Consider the following 15,258-nt stretch of genomic DNA (forward strand, 5'->3'; position numbering starts at 1 on the left):
ATAGCTGATTTGAAGCTAAGACAGACGTTAAGCCCATTTCCACATTGATTTGTTATATTGATTTTCATCATTATCCCTCTCTTTGCCACGTCACGCTGAACGTTGAATTTGATATATTCAGCATAATTTAGAAGGGCAGGGACATTCAATTACACAACATGCGCATCTACTAACCTATTGTGCAATTATATTTACAACGCAGCAGCCGAAATATACAATGGGCATACCCGTACCTATGGAGGAGCTTATGAATATTAAGCTTTTATTACTAGCAAGGAGGCGCCTGCATGTCCGGCAAAAATGTTCCGTTCCAGGATCTGTTCGTGACGATGACAAAAGTAGCAAAGCATGCCGTCCCTATAGAGGGGCTAGTCCTTATTCCACCGAAAAACGAGCATCAGCTGTTATTTGTGCTAGGCGGCACAGCGAAGGTCCAAGTAGATCATAAGCACAGTCAGCCTATTTTGGCAGCCGATACTCATTTCATAATAAAGCCGGGGCAGTCGTTGCAGATAACGAATCAAGGCAGTCATTTATTGGACATCAGCATCATTGCATGTGAAGTTGTTCAGCTCAGCCGAGCGGATCATAAACTGTCAGCGGCTTCCGTCAAAACATTTGCTTATTTTCAATATGAGACCGTGTCGCATACTCCTCGTTCACTCCGGGCTATGGTGCAGAAGCTTCAAGAGCCTTCCACTTTCATAGATATGCAGCACCAGCTTGAAAATCAGTTTCTATTTCAGAAGCTTATCTATCTGTTGATGGAATCCTATGCTTCGCTAACCGATGCTGACCCTCGCCATGCCGTCGAGAGCACGATTGAATATTTAAAGCTTCATTACGATGAAGCCATTACAATTGAAGATTTGGCGGGCATCGCGCAGCTCAGCAGACGTTGGTATACAACGTTGTTTAAGGAAATAACCGGTGAAAATCCGAGCGATTATTTAATCAGACTGCGTATCGATAAAGCCAAGGAATTGCTCACAATGTCCAAAGAAAGCTTGTACGCCATCGCCCGTAAAGTCGGCTTTGAGGATGAGCATTATTTTAGTAGAAGGTTTAAGCAAAAGGTTGGTGTATCTCCCCGTTTTTATTTGCATAATCGGCGTATTCTGGGGACGACGGTCACTCATCCCGAATTGATGTACCTGCTGGGAACCATACCGATTGCTGCCTTTTCTCCGGATCAGGAATTCCCCAGTTATTTGCTAGAGGCATTCAAGCAAGTACCAAAGCTGAATAACAGCCATCACTTCGATCCTGAATATTTCAAACCGTTCAAGCCCGATGTCATATTGGCTGCGGAGTGGAAGGATTATGAAAACTATGATGCCCTAAGCCGAATTGCCCCCACCTTCCTGCTGCCAAGCCATAATGATTGGCGGGATGAGCTGACAGATGTGGGCGAGATTTTGGATAAAAAGAAGCAGGCCCATCGTTTTATTCGCTGGTATGATGACAAGCGCGATGAGGTTCGTGAACAGCTTAAGCTGCTGACAGCTAATGAAACGGTTGCTTATGCGCGTATGACCCAAGAGGGCCTCATCGTGTTTGGCAATCAGTCATCGAGAGGAAAAATACTGTATAACGAGCTTGGTTTGATTCCACCTGAAAAGTCGATGCTGCATATCGATGGAAAAATTCTGTCGGTCGAACAGTTAGCTGGGCTAGGAGCTGATCACATCATTTTGCAAATAGGTGAGCATGCTGACAGCAGCCGGGAAGCTTTATTGCAGCAGCCAGGATGGAGAAAATTAATGAAATCCCCTACAAGTCGGATATATACCGTGGGGCATCGAGAATGGTATAACTTCTCCTTCTCTCCCCTGTCTACTGGATTTGCCATGCAGCATATGCTGCAAATGTTCGAGCGCGGCGTAGTTCGCTGACATAGGGAAATGCGCGAAAGTCCACGTCCGCTTCCCTTTTCTCCATTCCCATTTGGCTGACACATCCTATAATGAGAATGAGAATTATTATTACGTTTGAGAGGGATGGAGAAATGAATCGCGCACGAAAATGGGGTTTTGCAGCTATCGCGTTATCACTGCTGTTTGTAGCTGCTTGTGGAGGTAAGGAGAATAATACATTAAATAGTCCAGTTACACAGACCGATGCAGCCGAGAAAACGCTTCGGGTAGTGGCGACTACGGTAACATATCCAGATTTTTTATATTCGCTAGGTGTCATTCCAGTAGCTGCTGAAAATGCAAATGCCGAATTTCCAAGCTATTTAAACGGGGCATTCGATGCTGTGCCAAAGCTGGGCGGCGTTCTTAACCTGGAGGGTATTTTGGCGGCAGAGCCTGATCTAATTATCGGAGCAAATTGGCGGGACGCGAAAAATGTGGATCAATTGAATAAAATCGCAAAAACGATTTTACTCCCTGATCGTGACAATTGGCGTGACGAATTGCGCGATATGGGCGATGCACTTGATAAGAAGGAGCAGGCTGAGCAGGTTATTGCGGATTATGAGGATCAAATCAAAAAAGCAAATGAAAGCCTAAAGCCCCTAGTCGGATCAGAAACGTTCATGTATATGCGAATTATTGGCAAAGACAGCTATGTCATGGGACCTCTAGCGAGCCGCGGCAAAGTGATACATGGCGAATTGGGACTGAATGCAGTAGCCACTTTCCCTAAGGACGAGGAGAGCATCGCCATTTCGCTCGAAATGCTGCCAGAGTTTAATCCTGATCATATTATCCTTCAGGTAGAAGCTGGAGATGATGCGGCGAGCGCACAAAAAATATATGAAGATATGAAAACCAATGCGGTATGGATGGGCCTTAAAGCTGTGAAGGAAAACCATGTCTATCTTGTCGGAGATAAAGACTGGATGAACTTCAGCTTCTCCCCCGTAGCTACATTGAACGCCGTGAATGAAATTGACGAGACGATTAAACAGCATAATGGAAATGAATAATGAGCCATTCTATCGATCGTGTCATTCGGGAACGTCGAACGATTAAGTCGTTTACGGATCAGCCCTTGTCGAAACAGACATTGTTGGGATTGCTAAATGCAGCAGTATGGGCGCCCTACCATTCAAGTGTGGAGCCTTGGCGGTTTATTATTTTTATGAATGAGGATCGTCGCCAGTTTGCCGATGCTGTCCTAGCTACTTACACAGAGGATGAGCTGGCGCGTTTTGGCGAAGGCGTGATGAAGGAATATTGCTTGGAAACCCCTGTCCATCTGCTCGTCGTTATTAAACAGGATAAATCCGAGGTCAGACGGGAAGAGGCGCTGCTTGCAGCCGCCACCTTGATTCAAAATTTGCAGCTGCTTGCCTGGGAGCAGCGAATTGGCTTTGTGTGGAAGACGAATGAATACAATCGGGAAGTCGATTTTCACCGCAGCGTTGGCATTCAGACGGATGAGAAGCTTGTTGGCACCCTGCATATGGGCTATATCAACGAGGATAAAATCCCTAAAGCAAGAAGAAGAAAATCGGCAGAGGACCTCATCACCTGGCATGAAGGTTCAGATTAGAGAAATCTATACACCGATTTGTAATTCGCCAGCAGCCGCGAGCTGCAGAAAGGATCGCTAGATCCTCTCTGCAGCTCGCGGCATTTTTTATAGGCTGCAGCTTGGTCCGCCTTTGTTAACAGCAGCTCGTACCCTACTAAGAAATTAGGACCAGAGCCAAAGCCTCAGTTACAGCAGGTGTTTGCTATGGTAAACTGGATGGCGGTATTGTTTTTTCTTTCCAGAAACCGTTGGTTGCTGTATAAAAACAAGTTCATCTAAAAAAAGGGGGATGTCTCTATGAAAAAGATCGATAGACGATGGTTAGGCGGAGTGGCCCTTATATTGTCCCTGTTCACTCTATCAGCGTGTGGCTCTTCGGGACCGACTCAGACGGATTTTGACAGCCTGCAGGAGCGGGTTGCGGGACTGGAGCGGCAGCTCGAAGCTAAGGAACAAGAGCTTAAAGAGCTGCAAGTTACGGTTGTAGCTCTTAATCAATCTGGCAGCAGCGTCGATGCCTCTGCGCCAAGCGATAATGGCCCCGCTGACAAAGGGGATGATGTTCGAATTACCTTTGATCAGTATCAGCAGATTGAGATTGGCATGACCTACGATGAGGTGAAGGATATTGTTGGCGGCAACGGCAGAGCTTTGAGCGAAACCGCAGATATGGTCGTCTACTCCTATTATGGCGCAGGGGATACAGGGGCGAATGCTGTACTCTCTTTCAATAAAGGAAAGCTGTTATCCAAAGCACAAGCAGGACTCGACTAAAACGGACGATTGGGCAAAAAGAACAGACAGCCTTCACTCATTAATAACATGAGATGCGGACTGTCTGTTTGTTTAATTTCTACTGTGGACTCGCTTCGATGGGATTGAGCGCAAACAACGAATTACGACCCCGTTATTTTCAAACTCCGCATAATGCCCTTCTTCCACAACCGTCTGAAATCCGAGCACTTCACGATAAAAGCTGGCCAAACGGGATACATCATTCGATAATACAGTAATGCCTTCTAATTGCACTTTCATCCTTGCAGCTCCCCTACTCGCTTTGTCCTATTAGCCACATAACTAAACTAATTCTTCGATCGCCACTTGATACAAGCAGCTGCCTTCACTAAACAGCAAGCGGTCTTCTCGAAAATCCCGGGTATGCGGTTTAAGCAGCTCCCCCTGCTCATTCAAAAAATGGATCTTGTGCCCTGCACTCAAGCGGCCTGGTTTTTCATTTTTCTTCAAAATAAAGGTCTCATGCTTGCCGTAACCGCCATCAAACAAAAAATGGTACCCGTCCGTACAAAACCCGGCAGAGCCGGAAATATGCGGGTCCATAAAGGAAACCTTGGCATGCTCGGGTCCACCGGAAATACGGCCTAGCAAGAAGTCCGTATAAAAGTAGAACCAGACCTCTTGTTCATTCACAACATTCAGCGCATAGCAATCGGCAATATCCGACGTATGGTCTTCATATATTTTGTTGCCAAGCTCATCCCAAGCAAGGAGACCCTGAGACCCGATTGGATTCCCCCACCCATTATTTCCAAAGACGCCTTCGTCGAAATAACTGGTCCAAATGGTGCCTTTCTCCGTTACCTGCACACTCTGAATGCCATCTCCCAGCAAAAACTCGCGAACGGTCTCGCCTTTATAATTACATACTTTGGCGTTCAGATCATATTTGCCAACACCATAATAAGTGCAGCGCGCGCCGACCAACAGCAGTTGATTCCGCAGCGGCTGGACATAATGATAATTGAAATGCTGGCCCTCCATTATCACTGCTTCCATATAATCGTCTTCTATAACGAGCACCTTGTAGGTGTACGTTTCCTTTAGCACCGAAGGGACGAACATACCTTGTGTCCGTTTCGGGATGTGGTTAATCAGCAGCACATACACACATCCATCTCCGCCAAGCTGGGCCGAAACCACATCAAAACCTTCCATATGTGCTGACATATCCGCATAAGGCTGCAGCTTCACCTTTTTATCAAACATATCCATTCCTCCTCCTCATACTGATCAAAAGCACCGTCTGTATTCAATAACTGAATTATGTCTGAGCGCGGTACTCCTGAACAGGGTGGAAGTATGGCAAAGGCGGCACGAGGAAGGCTTGCTTGCCTACCTTCTATCGGTAATCAGGCCCAGTTTCAGCACCCTTGCAATATTCTCGGTAGTACGCTCCACATTATCCGGCCCTTCCTTCAGAAGCTTCTCCAAATCGGATGCTCCCGGAACAATGCCGAATACCGCATCAATGCCCTCGGCGTATAACGTTTCGATTCCTTCCCCAATGTATCCAGCGATTGCTATGACCGGCTTGCCCGCCTCCTTGGCAGCGCGAGCTACACCGTATGGGGTTTTGCCAAATTTCGTCTGAAAATCAATGCCGCCTTCACCCGTAAACACGATATCGGCCTCAGCCAGCTTGTCTCGCAGCTCTGTATATTCGATTACAATTTCAATGCCCTTGCGCAAAACCGCCTGTGTGAAAATCAACAAGCCTGCGCCCAGCCCGCCGGCTGCGCCTGCTCCCGGTATATCCCGCACATCCTTATGCAACTGCTGCTTCACGACATCTGCATAATGGGACAGGTTGGCGTCCAGCCGGTGCACCATTTCCGGCGTCGCGCCCTTCTGCGGACCAAATACCTGCGAAGCGCCATGCTCCCCGCATAACGGATTCGTCACATCGCAGGCGACAATAAATTGCACTTCCCGCAAACGCTCGTCCAGATTCGACACATCGATACGAGTCAAGTGGTCAAGAGCCCCTCCCCCGCGCGCAAGCGAATTTCCATCTGCATCAAGAAATTTTGCCCCGAGCGCTTCAGCCATGCCCGTTCCCCCATCGTTGGTGGCACTGCCGCCAATCCCGATAATCATTTTGCGAATTCCCTGATCCAAGCAAGCCCGAATCAATTCGCCTGTCCCGTAGGTAGTCGTGCAAAGCGGATTTCTCGTTTGCTTGTTCACCAGATGAATGCCACTGGCCGATGCCATCTCGATGACCGCCGTTGCACCATCCCCCAGAATGCCATATGTTGCGGCTACCGTCTGGCCAAGCGGCCCGCTTACTTCTTTATAATGAATCGTACCGCCGGATGCATCCACAAGGGATTGTACCGTCCCTTCCCCACCGTCGGCCATTGGAACATGAATATAACCTGCTGTCGGATAGACTTTTCGCAGCCCTTTTTCCATCGCCATACACACTTCTTTTGCTGTCATGCTTTCCTTGAATGAATCTGGTGCCAGCACAAATATCGTTTCCTTCATTTCCCTTCACTCCATCATGTCAACTTCACCTTGCTCTACTTCATGATCCTCTACCTTAATACCTTTATTTTTGAGCATCGTTCAGTTAAATAAACATCCATTACTGCTTGCTTATTGCGGAATGACACCATTCGTTCCGGTAGACGGAATGACGAACGACAAGTCAGCATCCTTGTACTGGCGATTGATGACGGTGCGTTTAATCGTCAGTTGTTTCGGCATGCTGTTCATGCCACTCATCATAAATTGGAGATCAGCACCGTCGTCCAAATTCAGATTATCAGGACTATATCCCCCGCCAGCATACATCCGGTATTCCTTGCCGTTCTCGTCAACGGCGATCCAAGTACCCGACGCAAAGTTGGGGTTGCTGAACGTGCCGCCAATTGGAATTCTTCCGTAGCCATCTGAATCGATCGTCAATCCTTTGAGCAGAAGTGAATCGCCAGCGTCTTCGAATAAGACAGGTTTTTCCGGGGAAGCTTGAGACGGATCAAAGACGACCGAGGCCTCGCTTTTTTCACGGATTACATAGCTGTCCAGTACAAACCGGATCTGCTGCTTGTCATAGGCAAAATCATCAAATTGGTAAAACCATTTCGTCAGACCGCTCCATCGGTCAAGCTCGTAGCGACGGCTTGAAAATTCCATTTCCGTCATGCTCGGGCTCTTCTCGAGCACATGGCCTTGTTCATCTTCCAGATGGTAATTAAGTAGATGAAACCCGCTTTGACCATTTATTGCACGGCTTGCCGCATCTGGCGTCAGCGACGTCGTAAACTCAAGCGAGCCTCCGCTCGGCGTACGGGTTGCTCCTTGCATCTGAATCCGAATGCCGCTTGGCGTCTCATAAGAAATGCCGATAGGGGTGAACAGCGTCTGGGCTTTCGCCTTGCTCAAATCGATATCTACATGTAGCGTCCATCGCCCCTTGACCGTCTTAGACGAAAAGTCATCCGAACCCGGTGTTCCTTGATGCAAGGCGATCTGTTTAATGTAAGCGTCGAGCTGCATCTTGTCCTTCAATACTGGCCGTCTAAAAACAAATTCGAACCTGCTCGTGGTCGTATTGCCTCCTGTACTAATCCCATAAGGGATATCTCCAATATGTCCCCTATCTACATCAAATAGGTTAAAATTCCCATCTACAGATTGAATTTCGCCAGCTACCGCATTTCCTTTCGCATCATAAATGTCGATTCCCACAATGAGACGGGTCGAATCGGCTATCACTTCGTTGACCTTCAGCGTATAGCCTTGATCCTCGGCGCTGGCGTCGGAATGCTGTACCAATCCTGCTTCCTGCACCTGCTTCATGCCGCTATCCACATAGCTGTTCTGGGCAAAAAGCGACCGCACCATATCCGCAAGCGTCGGCTGTGCATATAACAGCGTGCTTCCCGCGAGTACAACGGCAGCGGCGGCAAGCCCCCAGGCTTTGCGTCTCGATGACCTTCTGGCCGCTTGATGCCGTTTCACTTGGCAGGCAATAGATGAGGCACCGGGCTCAAAATCAATTGAATTGCCAGTTTCCACTGGCTCTATGTCAATGCCCTCCAGCTCCAACATCACCCTATCGGTAAAATCATCTTGAAGCTTGTCCTCGAACAAGACGTTTTCAATTTTCTTATCTTCCGCTGTCGCTGTTCCAACCCCCGCTTTAGGATCGACTTTTTCAGCTTTTGTACGATTCCAAAATGTCATAACGTTGTCCCTCCTTGGCTTCTACCATTTTCCGCAGCCTGATTTTAGCGCGGTGAATGATGTTGGTGACCTGCCTTATCGACATGCCCGTTACGCTGGCGATTTCCTCGTGGCTCAATTGGTTCGTGTAGCGGAGAACCAGCACCAGCCGATAATGCTCAGGCAGCCTCTCCAGCAGGCGGCCGAGCTCAGAGCGCAGCTCTTTTTGCAGCAGCTTGGCTTCTGGTGTCTGGCGTTCGCAGCCTTCATTCAATACGGGTGATTCTGGTTTTTTCCGCCGCCAGCCGTCCTTCTGCAAATTAACAGCGATTGTATAAAGCCAGCCAGCAAAGCTTTGCACCGGATTATGCGATGCCAGCTTGCGGTACGCCTTGAGCAGCGTCTCCTGCGTTAAATCCTCAGCGTCAGCCTCGGAAGCTCCCATTTTGCGAAATAGCCCGTAAAGCTTATTCTGATAGCGCCGGACGATATCTGCGTACGCTTGTTTATTTCCGTTCAGCACGGCTTCGATAATCATATGATCTTCTCTCAGCTCCACTTGCTCCCCTCCTTTTACGGCCCAACTTTTGTTTATCTCACTGCTAAGACTCCCCATCCCTGCACATTCTCTCACTTGATTTTAAAAGTTTCTAAGCCTAATGTGGAGAATTGGCATTTATTTCAGTAAAAAAAGCCAGCTGGCCGCAGAAACAGCTGGCTTACCGACTAAGACACGTGTACGGCACAAAGTTAGATTTGGCGGACTCAGGAGACGCTAATGCACTTCCCATAGCCATTTTGCCGGGATTATTAGATCGATTACGGCTCTCCTGTCCGCTTAAAGCCCGAAATCGTTGAAAAAGCCAGAATAGCGGCGCCTCAGTCCGTCAAAAAAAGGGGCGAGCTTTCCGAGCCGCGTGGCCTCAGCAACAATAGTCTTAGTCATTAAGCTAGAAGCAGCAGTCCGATTCTATTTTGTAGGCGCGCCCTAGTATTTGGAAGATGCATAGAAATAGATTAAAATAAAGCTATTATTGAAAAGGGGTGGGAATATGCCATTTCAGCTTATTTCTTTGCCAGCACTTAGCGCCTCCCCAGGCTCCATCGCTGTTATGCATCCTTTGCCCGATGAGCAAAATAGGTCAGTGCTTGCCTTAAATCATGCATGTGAATTATGGAAGCTGAATCTTGCTACAGGACTTGCTGAACAACTGCTTCAGATAATGCCGCGATTTCGAATCGTTTTGGCCGTCATGCCGCAGTTTATGATTTAATCGCCCGCCAACCAATCATGAAGCTGTCTCGCGATGACTACCATTCAGAGGTATGTACCTTTCCGTTAGCTTTTGCCGAGATTGACGGGCGTTCGCTACTTATTCATGGCACAGAATGGAACCGTCTAGACTTGACTGATGTGAAGTCAGGGGAGCTTCTAAGCAACCGTCCCCAGACCAACTATGACGACGATGGCTATCTTAATTATTTTCATGGCAAGCTTTACGTGTCACAGGATCAGCATTGGGTCGTAGATACGGGCTGGGTATGGCAACCGGTCGGTGTTATTCGGTTCTGGAATGTGCGAGATTGGATGAACAACACTCGTGAGTCGGAAGATGGCGCTTCCGTAGGCACACCTTGGCACATGCTTGTGGACTGGGATTTGCCCGTCGCTTGGTTAGATGCACAAACTATGGCAATCTGGGGACAAGTGGATGGCGATTTTTTCGATGAGGAGGACTTGCCGGATGAAGGCGCATTGCCTGTCGTTATTTTGTTCAATGTAGTGACGGGTGAACGCTCTATTTTATTAAAAGAGGCTCCTGCCTATAAGACCACTTCGCAGCAAGAGGGTGTGTTTCCTCATCCACAAGGACAATTAGCAGCAGATGGCGTTCGCTTGTTCTTATGGGGAAAAGGGCTGAATATGACCATATGGAACAGGCATGACGGTGTACCAGAAGCGACGGAGAAAGACTTCTGTCCCGATATATATCATGAAGAGGCGAGGCTATTTTTACAATTGGATTTGAAGGGCGAAATTTCAGCTTGGCGGTATACGCCCTAGATGAGCCTCCTATTCGACTCTGGGAGGTACTTCGGCTTCGATCGCGATTAATTCATACAGGTCATTTACCGAGCATCCAATCGTATCAGCGATGGAAATCGCTGTCTTCAAGGGCATCATTCTTTTATTTTCTATAAAATCGTTTATCCGTTCGTGTTTATAGTGCAGCGCTGCGATTAATTGACCAATGGTCATGTGTGCTTCCGCTAATCGCTCAAGCAGCAAGCAGCGCCCAAGTTCAAATTTCATTTTTTCTCCTCCTAGTACTATATTTGGCCTATTCATAAGAATGTGGATCCGTTGCCTGTTTCCGCCCTTAAAATAATCCCCAAAAGTTCGCCACTTTATCAATTTCGAACAGCAACTACTATTTTACCCTGAGGATGGCGAAAATGAAGGCTTTGGCGGGCAATTTCTGTGCCGCAGCGTCCATGTCAGCTGGGAAGTTAAACAAGACTGACACCGATCAATGATCGATGTCAGCCTTGTTGCTGTACATTTCCTGCAAGCTACTGTTGCAGAAGCGCTTTATTTTTATCAAAAAAACGGGCATTATGCGAGGAAACACCAGCCATATCAGAAGCCGCTGGCTCAAGATAAAGCTTTGCGCTATTGACGGCTAACACGGCATCATTAAAGGCGCCTGCGATTAACCGCACCTTACTGCCGTAGGTAATAAAATCGCCAGCTCCAAAAATGCCAGAAACGCTCGTCCTCATTCGCGCATCCACCGTTACGCCATAGTCCTCCCTCTCTAATCCCCAGTTCGACAAATTGCCAAAGTCGCGATCATATCCATGACTCACGATGATTTCATCGACTTCTATTTGCTCGATTGCACCAGTCTCCACATGAACGAGCTCGACTTGTTCAATATGATCACCCGCTCCATATAAACGTGAAATGCTATATGGCATTTTCACCTGGCATGCTGCTCTCATCTGCTCTACAGGCAATTCGTGTGCTGTAAACTCATGTCTTCGATGAACGACGATGACCTGCTTAGCCAATTTTGAAATTTCATTGGCCCAGTCAATCGCAGAATCACCTCCGCCTGAAATCAGAACACGTTTATCGGCAAATCTCGACAAATCGGTCACCGTATAATGAAGATTCGTCAATTCGTAGCGATTGGCACCTTCAATATCCAGCTTCTGAACCTGCGTCATCCCTCTACCCGCACATAATAATATCGTACGCGTATAATGGCGCTCGCCTGTTTTGGAGGTCAGCACAAAAGTCTGGTCCTCCCGGCGCTCTAACGAAGCAATCTCCTGGCCAAAGACAAGGGTGGGGTCAAAGGTTTTCGCTTGCTTTTCTAAAGATTCAATCAATTTTTCACAGTGTATCGGCTCGACTCCGCCAACATCCCAAACCAGCTTCTCGGGATAGGTGCGCATAAATCCGCCAAGCTGCTCTTTGGCCTCGATGATTTTTGTGCGCATCGCTCTCATACCGCTGTAAAAAGCTGCGTACATGCCCGCAGGGCCGCCGCCAATGATCGTAATATCGTAGATATCCTGCTGCCTCGTATTCATTTAAGGAACCAGCTTTTCTACGATATAATCCATGAGCAGGCCTGAACCAATAGGACCCGTGCCTTGCACAAAATCATTGGTTTTTAATGTGAATACTCGATTATTTTTAACCGCATCGAGATTTTTCCACAGCGAGCTATGCTCCAAATTTTTCATGGAATCTGTCGTGTCATAGTCTTTTAATACTCTCTGTTCAACGAAAATGTAATCCGGGTTAATATCTGGCAAAATTTCTAATGAAAATGGCGTAAACCAATCCTTCGACTCTTTTAAAATTTCGGGTATATTCAAGCCTAGTGTTTGATAGAAGAATCTGCTGCTGTCCCCCGCTTGCGAGCCCAAATAACGATATCGGTCATGCTCTACACGAAGCACCAGCACCGTTTGGTCACCGAGTGCCTGCTGTAATTTCTGCTTAGCCTGCAACGCTTTATTATCAAAAGTAGTTACCACTTTCTCGGCTTCGGCTTCCTTATCAAACAACTGGGCCAATTTAGGCATTACATCTTCCATCTGACTGTTTGAGTCCACAGCAACGGTAGGCGCAATTTTAGTCAGCTCATCATAGGCCGTCTGCTCCATGCCTGCCCCCCGCTCAATGATCAGATCCGGAGATAAACTGAGCAATTGCTCATAGTTATACTGGTACAGCTCGCCATTAATCATTTGAACCCCATGCTCTTCAAAATAAGGCGCACGATACGCAGGTTCAACCTCCGGTACGTATACGACCATTTGCGGCGTAATTCCCATCTCAATTAAATATTCGGCATATATCGTGCTCATAACGAGGATATTTTTGGGTTCGGTCGGAATCGTGACTTCGCCAAATAGGCTCTGTACCACTTTAGTGGTTTCTTTGGTCGTTTCTGTGGTCTTATCTGTAGTCGTTTCTTTAATCGCATTGCTTTCTTGTGCTTCTACAGCAGCTTCTTCTTTCGTATTCGTTGAATTGGAGCAGGCAGCTAGCATTAAACTGAGTGCCAACAGCACAACTCCAAATACCTTCATTAATCGTTTTGACATTATTGCTCTCCCCTTATATTGATAATAATTATCACTTTCAAAGATTATCAAATAAGCAGATATCCTTCCATAGCAAAAGGTGCGTATAGAGGTGGATTATTGTGCTCTATTACTTTTTCCATCCCATAAGTGGCTTACGATTTGTTTTAACACAAGCGCATGTCCAATGAATCCAAAGCCATCCACCCAAAGACTGGTATCTACATTGCAGATCCGGTTATTTTTTACCGCCTTCAAATTTCGCCACTGGTAGCTATCCATTAATTTCTCCATATTTTCATCTGCACTATAATGCTCTATCACACGTTTCTCCACAAATAGATAATCGGGATTGGCATTATACAATTGGTCAATCGAGCACGGGTTAAACCATGCTTTTCCCGACTTTAACGGCTCTGGAATGGCCATGCCTAATTTTTCATACAGCAATTGGGATACTCTGCTTGAGTTTCCTCCCAAATATCGATACCCAGTAGGCTCTACTCGCAGGACCATAACCGTGGCTCCAGATCGGATGATCGATTGTAATTGATCGCGTGCCGCATCCACCTCATTGTTCATCTGATTATGGCACTTTGCTGCTGCTTCTTGTTTGTCAAATATAGCTGCGAACTGATCAATCAGGATAGATAAATCCACTGTAAGGCCTGTGATGACAGGTGCGATTGTACGCAGCTGCTGCTTCATATCCTCTGTTAAATAACGGCCCACCATTAATTCCGGCTGCGCCTGTTGAATTAATTCCAAATTAAAACCATTTTGCGGAACTTCCAGCAGCTGAACCTGATGGGAGGCAAATAATTGTCGTTGATGCTGCGGCAAAAGCACAGGAGTTACTACCACAGCATGAGGGATGACCCCTAATGCGATTAGAACCTCTGCATAGAGCGGGGAAAGGGATACGATTTTTCGCTGATGTATCGTCTGCGCATAAAGTCTTGGCGGTACTCCTGCAAGCTGTTTGAAGCGGCGGCTAAAATAATGGGCATCCTCAAAGCCTACCTTTTTGGCAATTTCGTAGGCCTTCGCGGAAGTCAATAACAGCTCTTCCTGTGCGCGATAGACTCGATAATTCGCCAAATAATCCAATGGAGGCCTGCCATATCGTTCGCTGAATTTTCGAGAGTAATGCCACTGGCTTATTCCGGCCATTTCCGCTAATTGCTTGCGTGTAATGATCTCATCATAATGCTCCTGCATGTAGACGATAGAACGCTGCATCCCCTGTTCGGTAGTCTGTCTGTCACTCGGCTGCTTCTGATAAAAATGCTTCAATAATTCATATATAAAATGCTGGTTGCCGACCATTGCTTCATTCCCGTCACGAGGAGCATCCTCGCTTAAGTGATGACAGATGCCGGCTAATGCTCCACCCGTTAATTGCGTGATTTGATAGGTGTTCCCTGTTGGCACATGCCATTCAAATTTCATGACCTCTCGTTGTTTATGGAACAGGGCATACGTATGGAATTGAATCTCCCAGCCTGACAGATCCAAATGGCCACCGTCTAAAACCTCAATTAATGAATTTTCTTCTATCGCAATCAAATGGCCAAATGCGACATGGACCTTTTCTCCATTAATATTCCAGATCGCTTGTCCATCAGTCACGAGTATAAACGTATGCAAGGGAATATAGTGAACTTCGCCAACCGTCACCCATTTATCGTTTAATGGATGAGTTGACTCCCATTGAGCGAGCCACTCATTATGTAGTGTTCCTTCGACCTCATTCAAATTCGTTTACCTCCTGATGTGACTTAACGTATTAATATTCCACGAATTCGCAACGACTCAGATCGTTATTTCTTATCATACAGGATTACTTTTAATTCTCCAGCGTATTTTCCCAACTCGCTTAGCTTCGGGAATAAGAGGGCAATATTATGAATGCTGGAACGCTGCAGGATCCCCATGGACAAAAAATGGCCGCTGGCCTCTCCACCTTCAAAAGGTGGGGAGAGCCTGAGGATGTTGCAGATATCGCTGCCTTTCTCGCCTCGTCAGACAGCCGTTGGATAACGGGACAATTCATTGATGCAAGCGGCGGATCTCATCTGTAAGTTCAATAATCCACTCCATGATTGGACACTCAATAATATATTATATATAATATGAGTGGTATTATTATATATTATATATTATTTGATGATGCTAATTACACTAATGGAG

At 46.8% G+C, this 15,258-nt stretch carries 15 protein-coding genes and 1 pseudogene; 7 read left to right on the forward strand and 9 right to left on the reverse strand.

Annotated features, from left to right (window positions below):
- The first annotated feature begins 287 nt into the window (after positions 1–287).
- From AC50YG_RS09225 to AC50YG_RS09240, 4 genes are all read left to right on the forward strand, one after another.
- The gene (locus AC50YG_RS09225; protein WP_494826290.1) at positions 288–1,895 is read left to right on the forward strand and encodes a helix-turn-helix domain-containing protein; all 1,608 of its coding nucleotides are present in this window, start codon (positions 288–290) and stop codon (positions 1,893–1,895) included.
- 113 nt (positions 1,896–2,008) lie between these two features.
- Positions 2,009–2,935 (forward strand): ABC transporter substrate-binding protein, encoded by a 927-nt coding sequence (locus AC50YG_RS09230; protein WP_494826292.1) that lies wholly within the window; start codon positions 2,009–2,011, stop codon positions 2,933–2,935.
- Positions 2,935–3,504, forward strand: coding sequence for a nitroreductase family protein (locus AC50YG_RS09235; protein WP_494826294.1), 570 nt, complete (start codon positions 2,935–2,937; stop codon positions 3,502–3,504). The genes AC50YG_RS09230 and AC50YG_RS09235 overlap by 1 nt, the downstream gene beginning before the upstream one ends.
- Positions 3,505–3,783: 279 nt before the next feature.
- On the forward strand, positions 3,784–4,260 hold the full coding sequence (locus tag AC50YG_RS09240) for a hypothetical protein (RefSeq protein WP_494826295.1): 477 nt from the start codon (positions 3,784–3,786) through the stop codon (positions 4,258–4,260).
- Positions 4,261–4,332: 72 nt separating this feature from the next.
- On the opposite strand, the gene AC50YG_RS09245 is transcribed toward AC50YG_RS09240, so the two are convergent.
- The 5 genes from AC50YG_RS09245 to AC50YG_RS09265 all read right to left on the reverse strand — a co-directional run bounded on the left by AC50YG_RS09245 (position 4,333) and on the right by AC50YG_RS09265 (position 9,016).
- Complete coding sequence (locus AC50YG_RS09245; protein ID WP_341280782.1) at positions 4,333–4,521, reverse strand: VOC family protein; 189 nt, start codon at positions 4,519–4,521, stop codon at positions 4,333–4,335.
- 42 nt (positions 4,522–4,563) lie between these two features.
- A complete protein-coding gene (locus AC50YG_RS09250) occupies positions 4,564–5,490 on the reverse strand; it encodes a hypothetical protein (RefSeq protein WP_494826296.1) in 927 nt (308 codons plus the stop codon).
- A 126-nt stretch (positions 5,491–5,616) separates the two neighbouring features.
- Entirely contained in the window at positions 5,617–6,774 is a 1,158-nt protein-coding gene (locus tag AC50YG_RS09255; protein WP_494826297.1) for a glycerate kinase, read from the reverse strand.
- A gap of 111 nt (positions 6,775–6,885) precedes the next feature.
- Positions 6,886–8,478 (reverse strand): DUF4179 domain-containing protein, encoded by a 1,593-nt coding sequence (locus AC50YG_RS09260; protein ID WP_494826298.1) that lies wholly within the window; start codon positions 8,476–8,478, stop codon positions 6,886–6,888.
- Positions 8,450–9,016: an RNA polymerase sigma factor gene (locus AC50YG_RS09265; protein WP_494826300.1), complete on the reverse strand. Its 567-nt coding sequence runs from the start codon at positions 9,014–9,016 to the stop codon at positions 8,450–8,452. Before AC50YG_RS09265 ends, AC50YG_RS09260 begins: the two co-directional genes overlap by 29 nt.
- 493 nt (positions 9,017–9,509) lie before the next feature.
- Between AC50YG_RS09265 and AC50YG_RS09270 the strand changes: the two genes are divergently transcribed.
- Both AC50YG_RS09270 and AC50YG_RS09275 read left to right on the forward strand, forming a co-directional pair.
- Positions 9,510–9,731, forward strand: a complete 222-nt coding sequence (locus tag AC50YG_RS09270) for a hypothetical protein (RefSeq protein WP_494826301.1) — start codon at positions 9,510–9,512, stop codon at positions 9,729–9,731.
- 17 nt (positions 9,732–9,748) lie between these two features.
- Positions 9,749–10,522 carry a hypothetical protein gene (locus AC50YG_RS09275; protein ID WP_494826303.1) on the forward strand — a complete coding sequence of 258 codons (774 nt, stop codon included), beginning with the start codon at positions 9,749–9,751 and terminating at the stop codon, positions 10,520–10,522.
- 9 nt (positions 10,523–10,531) lie between these two features.
- Here AC50YG_RS09275 and AC50YG_RS09280 read toward each other — a convergent pair whose 3' ends face one another.
- The 4 genes from AC50YG_RS09280 to AC50YG_RS09295 form a co-directional block, all read right to left on the reverse strand.
- Positions 10,532–10,771 (reverse strand): helix-turn-helix domain-containing protein, encoded by a 240-nt coding sequence (locus AC50YG_RS09280; RefSeq protein ID WP_494826305.1) that lies wholly within the window; start codon positions 10,769–10,771, stop codon positions 10,532–10,534.
- Between the two features lie 260 nt (positions 10,772–11,031).
- Complete coding sequence (locus tag AC50YG_RS09285; RefSeq protein WP_494826307.1) at positions 11,032–12,060, reverse strand: NAD(P)/FAD-dependent oxidoreductase; 1,029 nt, start codon at positions 12,058–12,060, stop codon at positions 11,032–11,034.
- On the reverse strand, positions 12,061–13,086 hold the full coding sequence (locus AC50YG_RS09290; RefSeq protein WP_494826309.1) for an ABC transporter substrate-binding protein: 1,026 nt from the start codon (positions 13,084–13,086) through the stop codon (positions 12,061–12,063).
- A gap of 96 nt (positions 13,087–13,182) precedes the next feature.
- The gene (locus AC50YG_RS09295) at positions 13,183–14,823 is read right to left on the reverse strand and encodes an ABC transporter substrate-binding protein (RefSeq protein WP_494826311.1); all 1,641 of its coding nucleotides are present in this window, start codon (positions 14,821–14,823) and stop codon (positions 13,183–13,185) included.
- 149 nt (positions 14,824–14,972) lie between these two features.
- On the opposite strand from AC50YG_RS09295, the pseudogene AC50YG_RS09300 reads away from it, so the two are divergent.
- A pseudogene (locus tag AC50YG_RS09300) lies at positions 14,973–15,149 on the forward strand (SDR family oxidoreductase); the annotation flags it as partial.
- Positions 15,150–15,258: the final 109 nt, after the last annotated feature.

The sequence above is a fragment of the Paenibacillus sp. J31R34 genome (assembly GCF_059383715.1).